This window comes from Deinococcus malanensis (assembly GCF_014647655.1).
Lineage (GTDB): Bacteria > Deinococcota > Deinococci > Deinococcales > Deinococcaceae > Deinococcus > Deinococcus malanensis.
The window spans coordinates 311,526-332,365 of record NZ_BMPP01000002.1; the positions used below are offsets into that span (position 1 = coordinate 311,526).

The 20,840-nt window shown below is 67.6% G+C and carries 19 protein-coding genes, 1 pseudogene and 1 riboswitch; of the genes and pseudogenes, 15 read left to right on the forward strand and 5 right to left on the reverse strand.

Going from position 1 to position 20,840, the window contains the following annotated elements; translation table 11 throughout:
* Positions 1 to 79: 79 nt before the first annotated feature.
* From IEY49_RS03890 to IEY49_RS03920, 7 genes are all read left to right on the forward strand, one after another.
* Entirely contained in the window at positions 80 to 2,296 is a 2,217-nt protein-coding gene (locus IEY49_RS03890; protein ID WP_189004719.1) for a phospholipase D-like domain-containing protein, read from the forward strand.
* A 32-nt stretch (positions 2,297 to 2,328) separates the two neighbouring features.
* Positions 2,329 to 3,840, forward strand: a complete 1,512-nt coding sequence (locus IEY49_RS03895) for an ABC transporter permease (protein WP_189004840.1) — start codon at positions 2,329 to 2,331, stop codon at positions 3,838 to 3,840.
* Positions 3,837 to 4,853 (forward strand): ABC transporter ATP-binding protein, encoded by a 1,017-nt coding sequence (locus IEY49_RS03900; protein WP_189004721.1) that lies wholly within the window; start codon positions 3,837 to 3,839, stop codon positions 4,851 to 4,853. Before IEY49_RS03895 ends, IEY49_RS03900 begins: the two co-directional genes overlap by 4 nt.
* Positions 4,850 to 5,467 carry a thiamine diphosphokinase gene (locus IEY49_RS03905; protein ID WP_189004723.1) on the forward strand — a complete coding sequence of 206 codons (618 nt, stop codon included), beginning with the start codon at positions 4,850 to 4,852 and terminating at the stop codon, positions 5,465 to 5,467. The genes IEY49_RS03900 and IEY49_RS03905 overlap by 4 nt, the downstream gene beginning before the upstream one ends.
* A gap of 103 nt (positions 5,468 to 5,570) precedes the next feature.
* Positions 5,571 to 6,257 (forward strand): hypothetical protein, encoded by a 687-nt coding sequence (locus IEY49_RS03910; RefSeq protein ID WP_229780610.1) that lies wholly within the window; start codon positions 5,571 to 5,573, stop codon positions 6,255 to 6,257.
* 127 nt (positions 6,258 to 6,384) lie between these two features.
* Entirely contained in the window at positions 6,385 to 7,710 is a 1,326-nt protein-coding gene (gene hemL, locus IEY49_RS03915; protein WP_189004727.1) for a glutamate-1-semialdehyde 2,1-aminomutase, read from the forward strand.
* The gene (locus tag IEY49_RS03920; protein ID WP_189004729.1) at positions 7,707 to 8,135 is read left to right on the forward strand and encodes a CoA-binding protein; all 429 of its coding nucleotides are present in this window, start codon (positions 7,707 to 7,709) and stop codon (positions 8,133 to 8,135) included. The genes hemL and IEY49_RS03920 overlap by 4 nt, the downstream gene beginning before the upstream one ends.
* Before the next feature lie 66 nt (positions 8,136 to 8,201).
* On the opposite strand, the gene IEY49_RS03925 is transcribed toward IEY49_RS03920, so the two are convergent.
* Positions 8,202 to 9,164: a homoserine dehydrogenase gene (locus IEY49_RS03925; protein ID WP_189004731.1), complete on the reverse strand. Its 963-nt coding sequence runs from the start codon at positions 9,162 to 9,164 to the stop codon at positions 8,202 to 8,204.
* A gap of 196 nt (positions 9,165 to 9,360) precedes the next feature.
* On the opposite strand from IEY49_RS03925, the gene prfA reads away from it, so the two are divergent.
* Positions 9,361 to 10,461 (forward strand): peptide chain release factor 1, encoded by a 1,101-nt coding sequence (gene prfA / locus IEY49_RS03930; RefSeq protein WP_189004733.1) that lies wholly within the window; start codon positions 9,361 to 9,363, stop codon positions 10,459 to 10,461.
* On the forward strand, positions 10,448 to 10,942 hold the full coding sequence (locus IEY49_RS03935; protein WP_189004735.1) for an NUDIX hydrolase: 495 nt from the start codon (positions 10,448 to 10,450) through the stop codon (positions 10,940 to 10,942). Before prfA ends, IEY49_RS03935 begins: the two co-directional genes overlap by 14 nt.
* A gap of 73 nt (positions 10,943 to 11,015) precedes the next feature.
* Here IEY49_RS03935 and IEY49_RS03940 read toward each other — a convergent pair whose 3' ends face one another.
* A complete protein-coding gene (locus IEY49_RS03940) occupies positions 11,016 to 11,636 on the reverse strand; it encodes a nitroreductase family protein (protein ID WP_189004737.1) in 621 nt (206 codons plus the stop codon).
* An 88-nt stretch (positions 11,637 to 11,724) separates the two neighbouring features.
* Here IEY49_RS03940 and IEY49_RS03945 point away from each other — a divergent pair, with 88 nt between their 5' ends.
* The 6 genes and pseudogenes from IEY49_RS03945 to IEY49_RS03970 all read left to right on the forward strand — a co-directional run bounded on the left by IEY49_RS03945 (position 11,725) and on the right by IEY49_RS03970 (position 17,515).
* Positions 11,725 to 12,069, forward strand: coding sequence for a winged helix-turn-helix transcriptional regulator (locus tag IEY49_RS03945; protein ID WP_189004739.1), 345 nt, complete (start codon positions 11,725 to 11,727; stop codon positions 12,067 to 12,069).
* 77 nt (positions 12,070 to 12,146) lie between these two features.
* Positions 12,147 to 12,722 carry a hypothetical protein gene (locus IEY49_RS03950; protein WP_189004741.1) on the forward strand — a complete coding sequence of 192 codons (576 nt, stop codon included), beginning with the start codon at positions 12,147 to 12,149 and terminating at the stop codon, positions 12,720 to 12,722.
* Positions 12,723 to 12,975: 253 nt separating this feature from the next.
* Positions 12,976 to 13,200 (forward strand): annotated as a pseudogene (locus IEY49_RS21330) (RidA family protein); the annotation flags it as partial.
* 71 nt (positions 13,201 to 13,271) lie between these two features.
* Positions 13,272 to 13,359, forward strand: a riboswitch (ZMP/ZTP riboswitch).
* 80 nt (positions 13,360 to 13,439) lie between these two features.
* Positions 13,440 to 14,969 carry a bifunctional phosphoribosylaminoimidazolecarboxamide formyltransferase/IMP cyclohydrolase gene (gene purH / locus IEY49_RS03960; RefSeq protein ID WP_189004743.1) on the forward strand — a complete coding sequence of 510 codons (1,530 nt, stop codon included), beginning with the start codon at positions 13,440 to 13,442 and terminating at the stop codon, positions 14,967 to 14,969.
* 9 nt (positions 14,970 to 14,978) lie between these two features.
* The gene (locus IEY49_RS03965) at positions 14,979 to 15,866 is read left to right on the forward strand and encodes a bifunctional 5,10-methylenetetrahydrofolate dehydrogenase/5,10-methenyltetrahydrofolate cyclohydrolase (RefSeq protein ID WP_189004745.1); all 888 of its coding nucleotides are present in this window, start codon (positions 14,979 to 14,981) and stop codon (positions 15,864 to 15,866) included.
* Positions 15,867 to 16,204: 338 nt separating this feature from the next.
* Positions 16,205 to 17,515, forward strand: coding sequence for a glycosyltransferase family 2 protein (locus tag IEY49_RS03970; RefSeq protein WP_189004747.1), 1,311 nt, complete (start codon positions 16,205 to 16,207; stop codon positions 17,513 to 17,515).
* 216 nt (positions 17,516 to 17,731) lie between these two features.
* Here IEY49_RS03970 and IEY49_RS03975 read toward each other — a convergent pair whose 3' ends face one another.
* From IEY49_RS03975 to IEY49_RS03985, 3 genes are all read right to left on the reverse strand, one after another.
* Complete coding sequence (locus IEY49_RS03975) at positions 17,732 to 18,736, reverse strand: homoserine O-acetyltransferase family protein (protein ID WP_189004749.1); 1,005 nt, start codon at positions 18,734 to 18,736, stop codon at positions 17,732 to 17,734.
* Complete coding sequence (locus IEY49_RS03980) at positions 18,733 to 20,106, reverse strand: O-acetylhomoserine aminocarboxypropyltransferase/cysteine synthase family protein (protein WP_189004750.1); 1,374 nt, start codon at positions 20,104 to 20,106, stop codon at positions 18,733 to 18,735. The genes IEY49_RS03975 and IEY49_RS03980 overlap by 4 nt, the downstream gene beginning before the upstream one ends.
* A gap of 315 nt (positions 20,107 to 20,421) precedes the next feature.
* On the reverse strand, positions 20,422 to 20,808 hold the full coding sequence (locus tag IEY49_RS03985) for a Fur family transcriptional regulator (protein ID WP_189004752.1): 387 nt from the start codon (positions 20,806 to 20,808) through the stop codon (positions 20,422 to 20,424).
* Positions 20,809 to 20,840 lie beyond the last annotated feature (32 nt).

Sequence of the window (20,840 nt, forward strand, 5' to 3'; positions counted from 1 at the left end):
GGTGGCGCCGAGGTGCAGACCCGGTTTTTCTTCAGGTCCGTATGACGGCGCCACGTTCACCCCTATCCTGGGTGCCGCGATGCGCCTGCTGCCGACCGAACGCCCACCCCTGACCATCCGCCGCCTGGCCTGGTCGGCGCTGGCCGGACTGCTGGCAGGCGTGCTGCTGGCACGTGGGGCTGTGACGCTGGTGCTGGCGCTGGTGCCAGGCGATCAGCCCTATGTGCGCACGGTCGTGGGCACCTTCGGTGCACTGCTCAGTGTCATCGTGGGCTTTGCGCTGGCGGGGGCGCTGTCCACCCGTGGGCTGCCGATTCCCCGCCTGGGCCTGACCCGGTCGCAGGCGCGCTGGCGATCCGCTATTGCGGCCGGAAGCACAGCCGGACTGCTGATTCTGCCGGTAGGGGGGCTGCTGGCCTTCGCCGGCGCCTATCACGAAGGGGCGCTGGGGCAGACCCTGGGGTTGGCGCAGCTGACCTTAGGGCTTGGTCTGCTGGGCGCAGTCTACGGGGGCCTCAGCGGCGGAGTCCTGGGGTTGCTGACGGTCCGCGCCTCACAGGCGTGGCGGCCAGCACTGGGCGGGCTGCTGGGCTTCGGCGCGGTGGGACTGTGCGCGGGCGTGCTGCTGGGGGCCGCCGGCATCCCCGATGCACTGTCGGGAGGCGGCTCAGCGCTGCTGACTATCCTGGCAGCTTTCGTAACGACCTCGCAGGTGGTCGGTGACCTGCTGATCGCGCGCGGCATCAACGACGCCGTGGACGCTCCACGAGACTGGGCCAGCGACCGTCAGCTCAAGCTGACCCTGGCCAGTCTGGGGCTGGTCGGCCTGGGGGTGTGGGGACTGGGCAGCGAGGTGGTGGCGTTTGCCCATTCACGGCCCACGAACGCGGTGCCGCTGGCCATACCACAGCGCGCGGCCCCCGGCTGCCCGGCACCGACCGATCCGCTGGAGCGTGCGGCCTGGAAGGTTACCACCCAGAGTGGGCGGCCCGACTTTTCATGTGGCAACGCTTTCGAAGGCTTCTTGCATGTGCCCCTTCCCCACCCCGCGTTCAGCACCCTCCGTGCGACACCGAACGGGGGCTATGACGGTCTGGCCGCGCAGATCGCCTCGGCCCGGCGGGAGGTGCTGCTGGCCGTGATGGAATGGGACGACAACCCCCGGCAGGAACCGGGGCGGGTGCTGGCCCAGGCGGTCGCACAGCTCTATACGCAGGTGCAGGCTCAGCCAGAGCGCTACCCGGATGGCGTCACGGTGCGCATCGCCCTGGGCAACTTTCCGCTGCCCGGCGCCCTGGAATGGGGCACACAGGTATACGGGGCAGCCCGCGCCCTGATTGCGGCCGGGGTGCCGTTCGCAGACCCGGCGCGGCGCTGGCAGGTCCAGATCGCCAACTACGCGGGAACCTTTCCCCACAGCCACGCCAAGCTGCTGGTTACCGATGGCGAGGTCCTGACCGTGATGGGCTTCAACGTCGGGCCGCTGCACCTGCCTTCAGGAACCACCGAAGGACGCGGCGGCAACCTGCGTGACCTCGCCCTGCAGGTACGCGGGCTGGTGGCCGCCGACGGTCTGAACGTCTTTGACGACCTGTGGGCCCGGAGCCGGCTGCTGACCTGTCCTCCCGGGGTCACGCAGGCAGAAGTGTCCTCGTGTTCGCTGGGAGACCTGGCCCGTCCCGACCATCCCCAGGGTACCGACCGGCTGCCGCTGAGGCCCGCCGGCGACGACCGGGTGTTCAGCCTCTACCGCCGCGCCGGCTTTCAGGCTGCCGACGCTGCGCTGGTCGGCATGATCGATGCCACGCAGCAGACCATTGACCTGATGCAGGTGTCGTTCAGCATGCGGTTGCGCTGCAACCTCGCGCTGCTCAACCCGCAGCTGTGCCGCCCGGAAGACGCCCTGCCCTGGATGACCGCGCTGGTGCGCGCCGCCCAGCGTGGTGTGACCATTCGCGCCCTGCTGTATGAGCACGGTTATCTGGGGCTGGAAAACCGCATCGGTGTGGCCGGGCTGCAACGCCTGCTGCGTCAGCGAGGGCTGGAACACCGCCTGCAGGTCCGCTGGTTCCCGGGACCGGTCCACGCCAAGACCATGCTGCTCGACGGCAGGATGCTGGTGGTGGGCAGCCAGAATCTGCACTATTCGTCCTGGGAGGCGCGGGGGCTCAACGAGTATTCTCTGGCAACCACCGCACCCGCAGCGTCAGCGGGATTTGCCCGTGAGTTCGCTTTTTTCTGGGAGCAGGCGCCCCTTGCCGAAATGCCCGACTGGCTCAGCGAGGCTCTTCCGTGAAGGGCGCCCGGGTGACGGGATGGCTGCTGGCGATGCCGGCCCTGTTGTTTACCGCGCTGCTGCTGGCCGTGCCGCTGGCGCGCACCCTGCTCGAAGGCGGCCTGAACCTGGAGGTCTGGCGCGACCCGTATTTCCAGGGGCGGCTGGTCTGGACCCTGGCGCAGGCAAGCGGGACGGCGGTGCTGGCCCTGCTGCTGGGCGCGCCGCTGGCCTACCTGTTGTCGCGGTTCGAGGTGCCGGGCAAGCGGCTGTTCCTGCGCCTGCTGCTGCTCCCGTTCGTGACCCCGACCCTGGTCGCGGTGCTGGGCCTCTCGGCGCTGCTGGGCCCGCGCGGCTGGGTCACCCGCTGGACGGGAATGGACCTCAGCGAGACCCCCACGCTGCTGGTGCTGGGCAACCTGTTTTTCAACCTTCCAGTAATGGTACGCCTGGCCTACGGGGGGTTCTCGCGGGTGCCGCCCGGGCTTCTCGGGGCCGCGCGAACCCTGGGAGCCTCGGCATGGCGCTCAGCACTCAGCGTGGCCCTGCCGCTGGCGCTGCCGGGCCTGGCTGCGGGGGCCATCCTGGTGTTTCTGTATTCGGCCCTGAGCTTTGGCCTGCCGCTGGCACTGGGCGGCGAACGCTACGCCACGCTGGAGGTGGAGATCTACACGCTGACCGCCCTGCAGCTGCGCCTGCCGGAAGCCAGCGCCCTGATTGCCGGACAGCTGCTTCTGACCCTGCTGGCCACCTGGACCTATACCCGGCTGATTCATGGGGGGCAGGGGGTGCCGGCTGCTGTGCTTCCCCGCGCAAGGGGCAGCGCCCTGGGGGGCATCCTCCTGCTGGGAGGCGCGACCGTGCTGATCTGCTTTGCGCCGCTGCTGGCCGTGGTGACGCGTGGGCTGCTGGGCACCACCGGTCCCACCCTAGGCTACTGGCAGGGCGTGCTGAGTGACGAGGGCACTCCTCTGCTGCTGGGCAATACCCTTCGCTTTGCGGCGGCAGCCCTGCTGGGGGCCAGCTTCCTGGGCGCGCTGTACGCGCTGGGAGCCTGGCTGGCCCGCTCCAGGCTGCTGGATGTGCTGTCATTGCTGCCCCTCATGGTCTCGCCTGTCTCCCTGGCGGCCGGGTACCTGCTGGCCTACCCGGTGCTGGCAGCCACGCTGCCCATGCTGCTGGCAGCCTATACGCTGCTGGCCCTGCCGCTGGTGGTGCGCTCCCTGCTGCCCGCGCTGCGGGCGCTGCCGCCCAGACTGCTGGAAGCGGCCCGCACCCTGGGCGCGCGGCCCATTCCTGCGCACCGCAGTGTGACGTTGCCACTGACCCTGCCGGCACTGCGTGGGGGGGCTGCCCTGGCCCTGGCCACCGTGCTGGGCGAGTTCGGCGCCACACTGGTGCTGACCCGTCCCGAGTGGGCCACCCTGAGCACCGGCCTGTATGAACGCCTGGGCCGGCCCGGAGAACGCAATCTGGGCGAGGCCTGCGCCCTGGCCACCGTGCTGCTGCTGCTGTCCACCGCGGCTTTCGGGGTGCTGGACGGCGGCGAAGGAGAGGTCACGTGACTCAGCAGTCTCGGGGGTCCGGTCCGGCCCTGCAGGTCCAGGGCCTGTGCAAGGCGTTTGGGCCAGTGCAAGCCGCTGCGGACGTGTCGCTCTGCGTGCAAGCAGGTGAAACCCTGGCGCTGCTGGGGCCGTCGGGCTGCGGCAAAAGCACCGTACTGCGCGGCGTCGCGGGCCTGGAACGCCTGGACAGCGGCCGGGTCGAAGTGGGAGGCAGGGACGTGAGCAGCCTGCCTCCCGAAGCGCGTCACGTGGGGCTGGTCTTTCAGGACTACGCCCTGTTTCCGCATCTGAGTGTGTTGGGCAACGTGTCGTACGGCCCTCGCATGCGCGGCGCACGTCGTCCGGCTGCTCAGGCCCGGGCCCGCGAGGCGCTGGCGCTGGTGGACCTGTCGGCCCTGGAGGCCCGCCGTCCGGCCCAGCTGTCCGGCGGTCAGCAGCAGCGGGTGGCGCTGGCGCGCGCCGTGGCCACCGGCTCCCCGCTGCTGCTGCTCGATGAGCCCCTGTCCAACCTGGACGAAAGATTGCGGGCCCAGCTACGCACCGACCTGCACGCCCTGTTTGCCCGGATCGGGGCCGGGGTCCTGCTGGTGACCCACGACCAGCGCGAGGCCCTGGCCCTGGCCCACCGGGTCGCTGTGATGCGCGCGGGCCGAATTGTGCAGCAGGGCACCGCCGCCGAGGTTTTTGCGAGGCCCGCGACCGCCTGGGTGGCCTCCTTCCTGGGGCATACCAATGTGCTGGGAGGCCAGAACGGCATGGCCCGGCTGATCCCGGAAAGTGCCATACGGCTCGGCCAGGGAGACTGCTGCAGGGTCACGGCGCGGCAGGTCACGGAGCTGGGTGAAACCGTGACGGTCCGTCATCCGCTGGGCGCGCTGACCCTGCATCTCAGTGCCCGTGAACGCGCGCTGGCGCAGAGCCACATGCTGCAGCTCGAACTCGATCTCGCACAGGTGCTGACGCTGCCTGACGACCGCGAGAGCCCGCCATCCGTCTTCAGGGAGCCGTCGTGATCGCATGGATTCTGGTAGGCGGCCGGCTCACTCCGGGCCACACGCTGCTTCGCCTTCCCGTACCGGATCTGGTGGTTGCGGCAGATGGCGGGGCACGCCACGCAGCCTCGCTGGGCACACGGGTGGACGTATGGGTCGGCGACTTCGATTCCTCGGAAGGCCTGCTGCTCGACGCCCCCCGCGAGGTTCATCCCGCGGCCAAGGACGAGACCGATGCCGAACTGGCGGTCAGGGTGACCCGGGCCCGTGGTGCCAGAACCCTGGTGTTCATAGGCGCGTTCGGCGGGCGCTTCGATCACGCGGCGGCGCTGATGCTGGGCAGCCTGCGCCTGGCGCGCGAAGGCCTGAGTGTCAGCCTGACCAGCGGGGACGAGTGGGCCTGGCCGCTGCTGCCTGCCTCTCCCGTGTCGATGGAACTGCCGCCCGGAACCACGCTGAGTGTGCTGGCCTGCACGGACCTGACCGGCCTGACTCTGCAGGGTGTCCGCTGGCCGCTGGAGCGGGCTGACGTGCCGCTGGGGAGCGGCTGGACCGTCAGCAACGAGACCACCCACACGGCGGTCACCGTCTCCCTTCAGGGGGGAGCAGCGCTGGTCACGGCCGTGCACCATTAAGAGAGGTTCTGGAACCCGCCGCGCTCTGGCCGCGTAGGGTGAAGGCATGAGAAGGCGTGGTCCCGGATGCGGTTGTCTTGGTTGTGGTGGCGGATCGTTGCTGGTGCTGGCCCTGCTGGGTGCACTGGCGTGGTTCGTGGTGATTCGTCCTGCGCAGGACTTCCTGAACGGCTGGCGGGCGCCGCAGACCCAGAGCCAGACCGGCCAGAATCAGCCGGGGCAGAATCCGTCAGGTCAGGGAAATGACAGCGGGGTCGTCGTGCCGCAGCTGCCCGGAAACGACACAGCGAACAACGAGGCAGCGTCCGGCACCAGCAACGACGCGGCTCCTGCGGCCACGGGCGACGTGAATGCGCCGGTCACCCGGGCCGAGGTCCAGAAATTCGTGCGTGTCCGCCGCGATGTGCGCCAGGCTCTGGGCACCAGCTTTACCGGACTGCAGGAGGTCTGGACCGATATCCAGAGCGGACAGAACCCCAACCTGCTGCAGGTCGTCGGCGTGTTGCGCAACGCCGGGGGCAGCGTGGCTGCCGCCCGCAACGCCCAGACTGCGGCCCTGCAGCGCGAGAACCTGAGCCCTGAGCGCTACGCGGCCGTACGCTCGGCGGTCAACCGCGCCCTGGGGCTACCAAATGTGGACTTTGCGCGCGCCGCCGAGGCGCTGCAACGCGGACAGTTGCCGGACCTGAACGGCACGGTGCAGACGGCAACCGCCCAGGAAAAGGCCCTGGTGGAGCCGTTCCGTAAGGAGCTGCTGGCCACTTCGGCAGCAGGACTGCTGGGGTTGTAACCCCGACCACGCCCGCGCGGCAGAGGTCCCTGAACCGGGCCTCTGCCCCTTTCCCTGCCGGAAGGTCAAGGCCGCTTGAAGCCCGAGCATTCCCGCCCGCTCATGCGTATCCGTTACCTTGAGGCTCATGACTTCATCCACCACCACGCGCTCCGAGGCACTGTTCGAGCGGGCGCGCGCTGTCACGCCGGGCGGCGTCAACAGCCCGGTGCGGGCCTTTAAAAGTGTGGGCGGCGTGCCGCGCTTTATCCGCGAGGCTCACGGCGCCTACCTGACCGATATGGACGGCACCCGGTACGTCGATTACATCGGCTCGTGGGGACCGATGATCCTGGGCCATGACCACCCGGTTATCCGCGAGGCGATTGCCACCGCCCTGACCGGTGGCACCAGCTTCGGCGCTCCTGGAGAGCGGGAAGTCGAACTGGCCGAACTGGTCACCCGCCTGACCGGCGCGGGCCGGGTGCGCTTCGTCAATAGCGGCACCGAGGCCACCATGAGTGCCCTGCGGCTCGCACGCGGCTTTACCGGCCGCAAGTTCATCGTGAAGTTCCGCGGCAATTACCATGGCCACGCCGATGGTCTGCTGGTCGAGGCCGGCAGCGGCCTGCTGACCAACGCTTCTGGGGTCCTGGGCGCCGCAGCCCCCAGCAGTGCCGGCGTGCCGGAAGAGTACGCCTCCCTGACACTGGTCAGTGAATACAACGACTCCGAGGCCCTGGACGCCCTGATGCGCCTGCGTGGTCATGAGATCGCCGCCGTGATCTTCGAGCCGGTGGTGGGCAACGCCGGGGTGCTGGTCCCCACGCCCGACTTCCTGGCGGCGCTGCACCGGGTCAAGGCGTCCGGCGCGCTGCTGGTCGCCGACGAGGTGATGACCGGCTTCCGTCTGTCGCTGAATGGAGCGACCGGCCTGCTGGGGCTGGAACCGGACCTGACCTGCTGGGGCAAGATCATCGGCGGGGGGCTGCCGGTCGGGGCCTATGGCGGCCGTGCCGACGTGATGGATTTCGTCTCCCCGCAGGGCCCGGTGTATCAGGCCGGCACCCTCAGCGGAAATCCGCTGGCCATGGCAGCGGGGCTGGCCACCCTGCGCACGCTGGAAGCCGATCCAGGGCTGTACGAACGGCTGGAGGCCTACACGGCCGCGCTGGCGGCCGGACTGCGCGGCCTTGCGACAGAAGCGGGCGTGCCGCTCAGCATCAACCGGGTCGGCTCCATGCTGACCGCCTTTCATCAGGACGTCCCGGACGGAAGTATCCGCACCTACGTCCAGGCCGCGCGCAGTGACACGGCGGGCTTTGCTGGGTGGTTCCAGGGCATGCTCTCGCGCGGGGTGTACTGGGCGCCGTCGCAGTTCGAAAGCATTTTCGTAAGCGGCGCACACACGGACAGGGAGTTGAACGTCACGCTGGAAGCGGCGCGCGCCGCCTATGGGGGAACACCTGTATGACGCTACTGCACGGCACCCAGGACATTGTTCGCGTCCTGACGGAGAACAAGGTGATTGCTGTGGTCGGCTTCCACCGCGACAGCACCAAGGCTGCCCACTACGTTCCGGAATACATGCACCGCCAGGGCTACACGATCATTCCGGTGAACCCGGCGCTCGCCGACCGGGGTGAGAGCTATTTCGGGCATAAGGCAGTTGCGTCTCTGAGTGAAATCACGGCGCCGGTAGACGTCGTTGAGATTTTCCGCCGCAGTGACAAGGTCGGGTTGCACCTGGGCGACATTCTGGCCATGAATCCGCTGCCCCGGGTGGTATGGCTCCAGCTGGGTATCCGAAACAACGAGGTCGCGCGGGAACTGACGGCACGCGGTATTGACGTGATTCAGGACCGCTGCATGCTGGCCGACCACCGCGCCCTGCTGTAAGCGGCGCGCGAATCGGGGGCCAGCCGTGACGGAGGCCCCCGGTTCGTACCCATCAGAACCTCAGCGTTAGTGCAGCGGGACGTGTCCGGGAAAACCCAGCAGGTAGTCCAGCAGGTCGCCTACCATCGCTGAGGCCGTCACCATGCCTCCGGCGCCGCCGCCCGCGAAGATCAGTGAGCCGCATTCCTCGCCTTCGTAGATCATGGCGTTGCGGCTCGCTCCCGACGTGCACAGGGCGTGTGTGGCGGGCAGACGCCGTGGCGCGACCGTCGCCTTCCAGGTGCCGCCCTGTTTCTCCAGTTGCGCCACGAGCTTGATGCGTTCTCCCTGGGCACGGGCGTCCTCGATATCCGCCAGGGTCACGTCCTCGATGCCCTGCACCTGCACGGCGCTGTAAGAAAAGTTGCCGTCGGCGCTGAAGCGGGCCAGGACCGTCAGCTTGTGCGCGGTGTCAAAGCCACCGACGTCCAGGGTCGGCGGGTCCTCGGCGTATCCCAGGGCCTGCGCCTGGGCCAGGGCATCGGCATAGGGCCGCCCCTCTTCCATCTGGCCCAGCACGTAGTTGCAGGTGCCGTTCAGCACTGCCTGCAGCCGGGTAAAGGTGCTGGCCCGCAGCACGGTGCTCATGGGTCCAATGACCGGCGTGCCCGCCATGACTGACGCCTCGTAGTACAGCCGACCGTCCAGGGCGTGCTCGCGCAGGTCGTCCCAGCGCTCGGCCAGCAGCGCCTTGTTGGCAGTAATCACGGCCCGTCCCGAGCGCAGGTAGGGCCGCAGCAGTTCCAGCGGGCGCTCGATGCCTCCCATGCACTCGATGACCACGCCGCACTCCTGCAGGAAGTCGGCACAGTCGGTGACCCGCGTGCCCGGCGGCACGTCGCGTGGCTTGTTCACGTCGCGCACGAGCACGCCGGCAACCTCGATGCGCACGCCCAGGTCGGTGAAGATGTTTTCCCGGCGCTGAATCAGTTTCAGGACGTCCTGGCCTACGGTGCCGCTGCCCAGGATGCCGATGGTGACGGTTCTCATGGACCCAAAGCTAACGCGCGGGTCAGGGCAGGGACGCGGGGCGGGTTAGGCGTGGGGCTAAGGACGTCTTGGGTGCACCTTCAGTCGGCGCCTGGGGCGCGGGCGGTACACTGCACGGCATGTTTCCTGTGAATTCATTGGTTTCGTGTAATGGGAGTCCGCCGGGCAGGTCGCCGGGCCGGATTGTGTCGGGTCCGTGAGTGGGCGGCTTTCTGAACTGGCTGCCGAGTTCGGCATGGTGGAGCGTGCGCTGGGAGACCCCGCGGCGCTGGCTGACCCACAGGCGTATACCCGGCTGACCCGGCGTCACCGTGAGCTGCTGCCACTGGTCACCCTGCTGCGGGAACGCGACGCCCTGGAAGCGGACCTGAAAGGCGCCCAGGAACTGCTCTCGGACCCCGACATGCGCGAGCTGGCCCAGAGCGAGATCACGCAGGCGACGGCCCGGCTGGAGCAGATTGACGCCGAACTGGAAGTGCTGCTGCTGCCCACCGATCCCGACGACGTCAAGAACGTGATTCTGGAACTGCGGGCCGGCGCCGGTGGCGCGGAGTCCGGGCTGTTTGTCATGGACCTGCTGCGGCTGTACACCCGCTACGCCGAGGACAAGGGACTGCGCGTGAACGTGCTGGACGCCAGCGAATCGGACCTGGGCGGCGCCAGCAAGGTGGTGGCCGAGATCAGCGGCGAATTCGCCTTCCGGGCCTTCAAATGGGAGCGCGGTGTGCACCGCGTGCAGCGGGTCCCCGCCACCGAGTCGCAGGGCCGGATCCACACCAGCACGGTCACGGTGGCGGTGCTCCCGGAAGCGGAGCACGGCGAGGTTCAGCTGGACCTCTCGGAAGTGCGCATCGATGTGTTCCGCTCACAGGGGGCCGGCGGGCAGGGGGTCAATACCACCGACAGCGCGGTCCGGGCGGTCTACCGGGCTGGCACGCCGGACGAGATCATGGTGGTGTGCCAGGACGGCCGCTCTCAGATCAAGAACCGTGAAAAGGCGCTGGTCGTACTGGCCTCCCGACTGGCCGAGCGCGAACGCGCCACCCGCGAGGCGAGTGAAGCGCGTGACCGTGCGGCTCAGGTGGGTACCGGCGAGCGCAGCGAGAAGATCCGCACCTACAACTACCCGCAAAACCGCGTGACCGATCACCGGCTGGAGGGCGACAGCAAGAACCATCCGCTCGACAGCGTCATGGGTGGCGCCCTGGCCCCGGTGGTGGCGGCGCTGGCGCGCGATGAGCGCGAGCGTCAGCTGCTGGCTGCCTCTGCCGAGGAGGCGCGTGATGGCGCGGCGTGACCTGCTGGTGGCCGCCGGCGTGCTGCGTGACCGCTTCGGGCGGGTGCTGCTGGTGGGCAACGACTGGCAGGGCCACGGCCGGGTCCGCCATACCCTGCCCGGTGGGGTGGTCGAGCCCGGCGAAACGTTGCCTGAGGCGCTGTACCGCGAGATCTTTGAAGAAACTGGTCTGAAACTCACCGGCATCAAGCACATGGCCTACACCGTGCATATCGAAGACGAGCGGCGCGGCGAGCGCGCCATCGCGGTGGCGTTCGAGGCCACCTGGGAAGGCCTGCTCAACCCCAGTGACCCGGACGGCTTCATCGTGGAGGCCCGCTTCTGCTCTATCGATGAGGCGCTGGACAAGCTCGATTCGCCGCCCATGCGCGAGCCTCTCAGTGACTACCTGCAGACCGGTGAGCCAGGGCGGTTCTACGCTTTCAAGGGCTGGGACGGGCGGGGCGGCCTGCGGATTCCGGCCCTGAAACCCAGAAGCTAGGAGCGCCGTGGGCAAGCCTGGAACAACACAAAGGCCCGGAGACTAATCCCCGGGCCTGTTCCTTTCACTGACTTCAGTAGAATTTGGTGACGCGGTCGATGCTGTGGCGGTGGTGCGGAAAGCCTTCCTCGGCGCGCTTCCCGATGGGCAGCAGACCGGCAAACTGCACGTGCTCGGGGAGGCCCAGGATTTCCTTGACCTTGTCGGGCTGGAAGCCCAGCATCGGCACGGTGTCGTAGCCGAGGCTGCGCGCGGCGATCATCAGAAAGCTGAAGGCAATATTGGCCTGAGTCAGGCCCCACTGGCCGCGCTGTGCGACGTCCAGGCTGCCGAAGGCGCCGTCGAAGGTGGCGCGCTGGCCGGTGCGGCCCTGCTCACCCATGCCGGGGTGGGCGGTCTCTTCGACCGTCTGCAGGGTGTCTTCCATGTCGCTGTAGACCACGATCACGGCCGGAGCGTTGGTGACCTGGGCCTGACCATAGGCCGCTTCACGCAGCTGCTCCTTGACGGCGGGGTCCTGGACCACGGCAAAGCGCCAGGTCTGGGCGTTCCAGGCGCTGGGAGCGAGGCTGGCCAGGCGCAGCACTTCACGCAGGTCGTTCTGGTCGATGGGCTCCTGCACGAATTTGCGGATGCTGCGGCGGGTTTCGATAGCCTGAACAGCGGTCAGGGGCTGGGTGGCGGTAGCAGTCATGGGTGTAACATAAGGCAAAGTAGTTTGAAAAGTCAAGCGGTGTAATGACTGCAGCAATTTGATTCTGTTTTGGGTGTACAGTATGGACATGACCACCTCGCACTCTGCCTTCTGCCCGGTGTACCGGGCCATCGGCGTGCTGCAGGAGAAGTGGGTGCTGCACATCGTGCGTGCTCTGCTGGACGGCGAAAAAGGCTTTAACGAGCTGGCCCGCGCCGTGGGCGGTTGTAACAGCGCCACCTTGACGCAACGCCTCGAACATCTTGAGCACCTCGATCTGATCCGCAAACGCACCGAGGACACTCACGGCAAACTGGCCCGCAGTGTCTACACCCTTACCCCGGCTGGCAAGGAACTGCAGGCCGTGATTGTCGCCATCGACAGCTGGGCACGTGAGCACCTGCTCGACGAACCTCAGCCTGCCCTGACCTGAACCTCGCGGCACCCACATGAGCCGGAGTGAATAAAAGCGCAATACGCATAAGGCCAGCCGGTCACTAGGCTGGCCTTATGAGCGTAAAAGACAACTTCACGGCAGACGAGTGGTTCAAGGTCATGACCGGTCCCGGCCGGGCCGGAGCCGCCGTGGTAGCTGCGAGCCCCAGTGGACTTACCGGGCTGCTGGCCGAAGCGCAGGCCATCGCCGGCAGCGTGCGCGAGCACGTCAGCCGTGCAGGCCGCACCCCCCTGATGGAAGCCATGGCAGCGGACCTGATGGGCTCCCCAGCCGAGACGCAGTCCCTGCAACAGCAGGAAAAGGCCCGCAACATGGAAGAAGCTGTCGCTCAGAGCATTGAAGGGGTGCGGCAGGCGATCTGGCTGGTCAGCAGCAAAACCAGCCAGGAGGACGCCGCCGCGTACCGTCAGATGCTGATCGAGGTTGTGGAGCGCACTGCCGGGGCCGCCAAGGAAGGCGGCTTCCTGGGCATAGGCGGCGAACAGGTCAACGACCGAGAACGTGCCGTGGTCGAGGAGCTGCGGCAGGTGATCGGCGGCGCCGCAAGCCAGGGCGCCAGCAGCACAGTGGTTGTGACTCACGAAACACCGCCCACTCCGGGTCCTGACGGCAGCGGCAACAGCAATTGAAGCTGCGCCGTGCGCGAGGTCACGAATGTCACACTGAGCTGGTCGCCACCGAACGGAAGAGAGGCAGCGCTTGAGAAGTGAGGCACCTGTAGTTCAGTTCCTGAATGTTCCGGAATTGGGGCAGACCCCGGGGTACTCGCATCTCGCCCAGGTCCAGGGCGGAAGCACGCTATAGCTGTCGGGGCAGATCGCGGTGGACGCCCAGGGGCGCACCGTCGGCGAAGGCGATTTCACTGCGTAGACTCGGCAGGTCTTCGCAAATCTGCGACAGGCTCTGGCCGCCGTGGACCTGACGTTCGATGCAGTGGTGAAACTGACCTTCTTCCTGACAGACTTCCACCATCTGGCCGAGATGCGGGCCGTGCACGAGGAGTTCGTGAATACTGCCTCACCACCGGCCAGCAGGGCGGTGCAGGTGGCGGCACTGGAGCACCCCGAACTGCTGATTGAAGTGGAGGCCATCGCTGCCGGGCCGTAACATCGCCGTCACGGCGTGACTTGTGCACGGGTCTGGCCTCCGGGTCCCCAGCTCACCTGTATGCTGAGCCATGAGCGGGGGGCAACTGGCGCTGATCGTGGGACAACCACGGGGGAGTCACCCGAACTTCAAAATGGATCGCGCGCCTGGGTCGGAACTTCGCCTGCACATGCAGGCGCGTTCCGGTCTGTGGTCTGCCGGGACCCGCACCTCAGGCCAGCACAGCGGAGGATACGAGCATGACAAAACGGGCATTGATCTCGGTAAGTGACAAGACAGGCGTGGTGGAGTTCGCGCGCAGCCTGACGGCGCGCGGCTGGGAGATCCTGAGCACCGGGGGAACCTTCCACGCGTTGCAGGAGGCGGGTGTCAGCGTGACCCAGGTCAGCGACGTCACGGGCTTTCCGGAAATGCTCGACGGCCGGGTCAAGACACTGCACCCAGCGGTTCACGGCGGCATCCTGGCCCGGCGCGAGCCGCAGCACCTCTCGCAGCTGGAGGCGCAGGGGTTCGGCACCATTGATCTGGTCTGCGTCAACCTTTACCCCTTCCGCGAAACGGTGGCGCGCGGCGCGCCGGACCCGGAGGTGATCGAGAACATCGACATCGGCGGCCCGGCCATGATCCGCTCCGCGGCCAAGAACCACAGCGGCGTGCTGGTGCTGGTGGATCCAGCCGACTACCCGGTGGCCCTCCAGGACGAGGTGCCGGACAGCGACCGTCGCCGGCTCGCCGCCAAGGCCTACCGCCACACCAGCGAGTACGACGCGGCCATCACCGCCTACCTCGACGGCAGTGCCAATGAGCTGCCGACCCGGCTGCCGGAGCAGCTCAGCCTGGACCTCAGCCGCGTGGCGCAGGTCCGGTACGGTGAGAATCCACATCAGCCCGGTGCCATCTACCGCTGGGGGCAGGCGCGGGGCCCGGTGATCGACGCGCAGGTGGTGGCCGGCAAGCCGATGAGCTTCAACAATTACGCCGACGCGGACGCCGCCTGGAGCCTGTGTCAGGAACTCGCCGGCCGGGAGGACGGCGCAGTGTGCGTGGCGGTCAAGCATGCCAACCCCTGCGGCGTGGCGGTCGCCGACGACGTGCGTAGCGCCTGGGAACGTGCCCGTGACGCCGACACCCTGAGTGTGTTTGGCGGGGTCGTGGCGGTTAGCCGTCCCGTGGACTTTCAGGCCGCCCAGGCCATGCGCGGCACCTTCCTGGAGGTGCTGATCGCGCCGGAAGTCACCCCCGACGCCGTGGAATGGTTTGCCGAGAAGAAGCCGGACCTGCGCGTGCTGGTGGCCGCCGCCGGGAACCTCAGCGTGCTGGACGTGCGGCCCCTGACAGGCGGCTTTGCGGTGCAGGAGCGCGATACCCGTCCCTGGGACGACCTGTGCCCGGAGGTGGTCACAGCGCGCCAGCCCACCGATCAGGAGTGGGCTGACCTGCGTTTCGCCTGGGCCACCGTCAAGCACGCGCGCAGCAACGCGGTGGTGCTGGCAAAAGGCGGCGTCACTGTCGGCCTGGGAGCCGGAGCGGTCAGCCGGATCTGGGCCGCAGAACGTGCGGTGGCGAATGCGGGCGAGAAGGCCCAGGGCGCCGTGCTGGCCAGTGAAGCCTTCTTTCCTTTCGATGATGTTGTGCGGCTGGCCGCGCAGGCCGGCGTGACGGCCATCTTGCAGCCTGGAGGCGCCAAACGCGATCCGGAAGTGATTGCTGCGGCCAACGACCTGGGTGTGAGCATGGTCTTTACCGGTTCGCGCCACTTCCGGCATTAGGGAGCGGCCGTGACTGAGCCTTCCCCTTCCCTGCCGGCCCTCTCCCTGTCCGGTAAACCCCTGGCCAACCGGGTCACCCAGGAGGTCCGGGCCGCCCTGTCCGGCTGGGCCACGCAGGCGCCCGGTTTCCAACCCCAGCTTGTCAGCGTACTGGCTTCCAGCGATCCAGCCTCGCTGGTCTATGTGCACAGCAAGGCCCGGCAGGCCCGCAAGCTCGGCGTGGACCTGCAGGTGCGCGATCTGGGCGCACACGCCACCCAGGATGAGCTGCACGGGGTCCTGCGTGAGCTGTCGTCAGACCCAGGGGTCCACGGCATCATGCTGGAACTGCCTCTGGCCGGTGGCCTGGATGCCGACGCCGCGCTGCTCCACGTGGCGCACCGCAAGGATGTGGAAGGGCTGACCCCAGCCAACCTTGCCCTGATTGCGGCGGGCCGCGAGGCCGAGGCGATCCTGCCGCCGACCCCCCGCAGCGTGCGCTTCCTGCTGCGCGAAGTTCTGGGTGACGACCTGCGCGGCCAGCGCATCGCGGTAGTCGGCCCGGGGCGTACCGTGGGCCGCCCGCTGGCCTTCATGCTGAACAACCGCGGTGTGACCGTGACCATGTGCAACGAACACACCCGTGGCCTGGAAGCCGTCCTGGCACCCATGGACGCCGTGGTCGTGGCGGTCGGTCATCCGGGGCTGCTGCGCGCAGAGCACGTCCAGCCGCATCAGGTAATCATCGACGCGGGCATCAACGTGCAGGGCAAGCAGGTGGTCGGGGACGCCGAAGCCGGACTGCCGGTGCGGGCCCAGACTCCCGTCCCGGGCGGCGTCGGCCCGCTGACGAGCGCCCTGATGTACCAGAATCTGGTGCGCGCCGTGAAGCTTCAGCGGGGCGAGAACGTCGACTGATTTCGGGCAGAACTCCGGGCTGTCTCAGTCGGACAGGGTATCTTGATAGATCCTTTCAAGCCTCAGGTCCAGAAGCCATAGTTCTTTCGATTGCGCTGAGATCTTCGTCTGTGGGGTCGGGTCAGCCCGCAACGATCCTGTGCGGCGTTACCTGGTCTGAGCAGATCCTCGGTGGTTTCCGGCATCATCCCAGGGAGCCGCGGGGAGTTGTGATGACCGTGCTGACCCGGCAAAGGAAGCTTGTCCGGGGTCCAGGCACGTCCTGACAAATGACACCACGGCGTGAAATGACATAGTGTCCGGAGAATTCACGCCCGTGCGTGACGACAGGAGACCCCTTGAGAAAATTCCTGACCCTGCTTGATGTCATCGGCCTGGCTTCGTTTGGCCTGTATGCCGCGCAGCAACTGGCCAGTGCCGTCATTCCGCCCCGCCAGCTGCCTACTGCCAGGGCCGACCAGGGCGCCAGCCTGACCTTTCTGGTCCCGGCCCTGAACGAGGAGCAGGTCATCGAACCGACCCTCCGGAACCTGCGTGAAATGGCTCCGGAGGCGCGCGTGGTCGTGATCGACGACGCCAGTGACGACCAGACCCCACAGATTGTGCAGCGTGTGGCCGGGGACGACCCTGGCGTGCAGCTGCTGCGGCGCGAGTTTCCGGATGCCCGGCAGAACAAGGGCAAGGCCATGACTTGGGCCGTGGCCCAGCTGCTCCAGGGACCGCTGCAGGGACGAGACCTTAGTCAGGAAGTTCTCATCGGCATCGACGCCGACGGCAGGATTGGTCCGGATTTCGCGCCGCAGGTGCGTGGGGCCTTTCTGGACCCGCAGGTCATGGCCGCCCAGGCCTGGATGCGCTACCGGCAGACCACAATCCCGCTGCCGGGCTCGCGGGGCTTTATTGCGCGCATTCTGCTGGTGCAGCAGGATCTCGAAAACTTCATCCTGGGCCATTACCAGCGGGTCCGTCACTGGGCCGGCACGGCGTCATTGACAGGCAATGGCCAGTGCATGCGCGCCAGTTACGTGGCCCATCAGCTTGGCCGTGGGGTGCTTCCCTGGCCCGATGTGCTGCTTGAAGACTTTGGCAGCGCGCTGGAGATCCGGCTGGACAACCCAGGGCACCGTATCGCCATGCTCACCGCCCATGTGGGGCAGCAGGGCATGATCGATGCCGTGCCGTTCATGCGTCAGCGGGCCCGCTGGATCCAGGGCACCATGGAATGCCTGCCCTACCTGCCGCGTCTCGTGCGCAGCGGCACGCACCCAGTCACCCTGATCGATTTCACCTATCTGATCCTGGGACCCTGGCTGAACGCGGCGCTGCTGCTCAGCATGGGCACGCAGCCGCTGCGCAGGGTGCTGAAGGTCCAGGGACTGTCCACGCCCGGCTGGGTAGGCCTGGTCTTCACGGTCCTGCCGCTGGGCTTCCAGCTGAACTGGGCCGTCCGTTACCGCCGTGAGCAGCAGCTGCCATGGACCTCGGTCGCGTACATCATGGGCACGCTGCCTATTTTCAGTGCAATCACGCTATGGTCCCTGCCGCTGGCCTTCTACCGCCACTTTACGGGCCGGAATACCTGGTACAAGAGCGTGCGCCACGCTGAGCCGCTCGCAGCAGGCCCCGGCACGCTGACTGCCAGCGACTGATACGGATTCCGTCTGTTTCATTGATAAACCGGAAGAGCGCCGGTTTGTCAATTCCACGCCCGGAACCCGTTTTTCTCCCACTCGCCTTGCTCGGGTTGAATGGTTCTTGCAAACGACTCAATCGGAGTCCGTATGACCGGGCCCTGAGACTCCCCACCCGACTTCAGGCCGTGGCCCAAGCAGCCCGGCCTTTGCCTTGCTCGGTTGCCAGACGGGTCAGTGGCCGCGCAGAAAGGCACCGACCCGCTCGGGCAGATCCTGGGCGTCCATCAGGAAGGCGTCGTGGCCATGAACGCTGTCCAGTTCCCAGTACTGGGCACAGGGAAGCAGCGCGGCGCAGGCCTGAACCTCAGCAGGCGGATACAGCACATCGCTGCTGATTCCCACAGCTAGAACCGGGGTGCGGATGCTGCGCAGCTCGGCGTCGGTCGGCTGGAAAGTATCCATCGCCCAGGTCAGCGCGACGTAGCTGCGTTCGCAGAAGCGCGCGTGGAGTTTCTCGCCCTGATACTGCAGATAGGACGTGATGGCCGGGGTCCCGGGAGCACGCTGCCCGGCCTGCGTCAGTGCAAAACTCTGGGGGCTGCGGTAGGACAGCATGGCGATCTGCCGGGCGACCTTCAGGCCCTCTCCCCCGGGCGCAGCCTGGATGGCGCTGCGCGCCGCGGTGTTCAGGCCGATTGCCCACGGCGAGTGCCGTGCCGGCGCGCCGATAATCACGGCCCTTTCCACCAGGTCCGGGCATTCGAGCAGCCAGGCGTAAGCCAGCATGCCGCCCATACTGCCGCCCACCAGCCGCACCCGCCGCACACCCAGGTGCTCCAGCAGCGCACGCCCCACCCGGGCCATGTCGCGCAGGCTCAGGGGGGCGTCCCCGCCACCCACCGGGGGCAGTTCACCGGGGCTGGTGCTTCCGGCGCAGCCACCCAGCACATTGGCACACACCACGAAACCGAGCTCGGGGTCCAGGGGGCAACCTTTACCCAGAAACTCCGGCCACCACTCGTGAACGGCGCTGTTTCCGGTCAGGGCATGCAGGACCAGTGTGGCGTCCTCGCGGGCCTCGCCGTAGGTGTGGTACGCCACCCGCACGTCGTTCACGGCCTGACCACAATCGAGCAGCAGCGGTTCATGCCGGAACAGGGTCACCGTCTGCTGAACCGGACATCGGTCCGCAGCAGCGGGCGGCGTCTGGTGGGCAGGGTGGATCAGGGCCGTCACCCTTCATCCCCGACCAGCGAGGGGCTTCCGGTCAGCACCGCTGGTTCGTCACCCGAGGGCAGCAGGTCAGGGGCAGCGGCCAGCGCCTGCGCAAAATCCTCCTGAATGTCCTCGATGTGCTCGATCCCGACCGAGACGCGGATCAGCCCTGGCGTCACGCCGGCCGTGGCCTGGGTCTGCTCGTCGAGCTGGCTGTGGGTGGTGCTGGCCGGATGAATCACCAGGGTCCGGGTGTCGCCCACGTTGGCCACGTGCTGCGCGAGTCTCACACTGCGGATAAATGCCTCGCCTGCCGCGCGGCCACCCCGCAGTTCAAAGGTCAGCACCGAGCCCGCTCCACGCGGGAGATAATGCTGGGCACGGTCGTAATGGGGGTGGTTGCTCAGGCCAGGGTAGGTCACCCGGCTCACGTCAGGGTGGGCGGCCAGCCAGGAGGCCAGGGTCAGGGCATTGTGCGCATGGCGCTCGGCGCGCAGGGACAGCGTTTCCAGGCCCTGCAGGAATTGCCAGGCCTGCTGCGGAGCCAGGGTGGTCCCCAGGTCCCGCAGGCCTTCGGTGCGGGCGCGGATGATAAAGGCGACGTTGGGCAGGCCCAGCGGATTGCTGGTGCCGAAGGTCTCCCAGAAGTTCAGACCGTGATAGCTGGGCGAGGCCTCGGTCATCAGGGGATAGCGGCCGTTGTTCCAGTTGAAGTTGCCGCCGTCCACGATGACCCCGCCAATCCCGTTGCCGTGCCCGCCGATCCATTTGCTGGCGCTGTGGGTCACGATGTCGGCCCCGTGCCGCAGCGGCTGGCAGTAGTAGCCGCCCGCGCCGAAGGTGTTGTCCACGATGACCGCCACACCACGCGCGTGGGCCTCAGCCGCCACACCCTCAAAATCCGGGATGTTCAGGGCCGGGTTGCCGATGGTCTCCAGGTACACGGCGCGGGTACGGTCGTCGATCAGGGCCGCGAACTCCTCGGGACGCTCGTCTTTGCCGGTAAAGCGCACCTCGATTCCCAGGCGCCGCAGGGTCACGCGGAACTGGTTGATGGTGCCGCCGTACAGGTTGGGACTGGCCACGATGTTGTCTCCGGCCTGGGCCAGCGTCGTGATCGCCACGAATTGTGCGGCGTGACCGCTGGAGACCGCCAGGGCGCCCACGCCGCCTTCCAGCGCCGCCACACGCTCCTCGAACACGGCGGTCGTGGGGTTCTGGATCCGGCTGTAGATGTTCCCGAAGGCCCGCAGGCCAAACAGGTCGGCGGCGTGCTCGGGAGACTGAAACACGTAGCTGTTGGTGGCATAGATCGGCACGGCCTGGGCACCGGTCGTGGGATCGGGCTGCTGCCCAGCATGAACCTGCAGGGTCTCGAATTTCAGAGCCATGGTGTGGCCTCCTCACAGAAAATGGGACGGGATCTGTGGGGGCGCTAACAGGCAGCGCCCCTCTCGGTACTGAGAAGGGGCGCGTTTCATCCGCGTGACCTTCCCTCTTGCTCCCACGCGCAGGCATCATCGTTAACGTGCGGTGGGCTGGCTGGGGCACCGTGACGCGATGAGGTCCGGTTGCCGCGCCGTCGACGAGCCAGGTCTCTCGGGCGCTCTGAAGTGGGTTGCTCCACGCGGGAGCTATCCAACAAACTACCGCCCCGGGGCAAGGGCGGTCAAGGCAAACGTCCGGACAGGTGGCTCAGCGCGGGGTCATCCAGTGGCGGCGCACTGGGGGCAGCGGCCATACAGCGTGACCTCATGGGCCTCCACCACGAAGCCTCCGGGGTAGACGCTGCCGGCCGGCAGGCTCAGCGGGCAGCTGTGCAGCGTAAAGACCCGGTGGCAGCTGGTGCACGAAAAATGATGGTGGTGACCCCGCCCACTGGGCTCATACAGCGTCTCGCCGTCCAGGGCCACCGGGTGGATGCGCCGCTGCTCGGTCAGCAGCTTCAGGGTGCGGTACACCGTGGCGATGCCCAGCCCGGGCAGGTCGGTCTGGGCGCGGCGCAGCACCTCCCCCACCGTCAGCGGGCCTTCCGCGCCGTCCAGCACGCGGGAGATCACGTCGCGTTGGCGGGTGCTGCGGGTCGCGGTCATGCCGGGCAGCATAGCAAATTTTGAGAACGCCA

What these genes read in the sequence shown, in the direction of transcription:
- IEY49_RS03890 (WP_189004719.1), top strand. Translation starts at nt 80, where the DNA reads ATGCGCCTGCTGCCGACCGAACGCCCACCCCTGACCATCCGCCGCCTG.
- IEY49_RS03895 (WP_189004840.1), top strand. Translation starts at nt 2,329, where the DNA reads ATGCCGGCCCTGTTGTTTACCGCGCTGCTGCTGGCCGTGCCGCTGGCG.
- hemL (WP_189004727.1), top strand. Translation starts at nt 6,385, where the DNA reads ATGACTTCATCCACCACCACGCGCTCCGAGGCACTGTTCGAGCGGGCG.
- IEY49_RS03920 (WP_189004729.1), top strand. Translation starts at nt 7,707, where the DNA reads ATGACGCTACTGCACGGCACCCAGGACATTGTTCGCGTCCTGACGGAG.
- IEY49_RS03925 (WP_189004731.1), bottom strand. Translation starts at nt 9,164, where the DNA reads ATGAGAACCGTCACCATCGGCATCCTGGGCAGCGGCACCGTAGGCCAG.
- IEY49_RS03935 (WP_189004735.1), top strand. Translation starts at nt 10,448, where the DNA reads ATGGCGCGGCGTGACCTGCTGGTGGCCGCCGGCGTGCTGCGTGACCGC.
- IEY49_RS03940 (WP_189004737.1), bottom strand. Translation starts at nt 11,636, where the DNA reads ATGACTGCTACCGCCACCCAGCCCCTGACCGCTGTTCAGGCTATCGAA.
- IEY49_RS03945 (WP_189004739.1), top strand. Translation starts at nt 11,725, where the DNA reads ATGACCACCTCGCACTCTGCCTTCTGCCCGGTGTACCGGGCCATCGGC.
- IEY49_RS03950 (WP_189004741.1), top strand. Translation starts at nt 12,147, where the DNA reads ATGAGCGTAAAAGACAACTTCACGGCAGACGAGTGGTTCAAGGTCATG.
- purH (WP_189004743.1), top strand. Translation starts at nt 13,440, where the DNA reads ATGACAAAACGGGCATTGATCTCGGTAAGTGACAAGACAGGCGTGGTG.
- IEY49_RS03980 (WP_189004750.1), bottom strand. Translation starts at nt 20,106, where the DNA reads ATGGCTCTGAAATTCGAGACCCTGCAGGTTCATGCTGGGCAGCAGCCC.
- IEY49_RS03985 (WP_189004752.1), bottom strand. Translation starts at nt 20,808, where the DNA reads ATGACCGCGACCCGCAGCACCCGCCAACGCGACGTGATCTCCCGCGTG.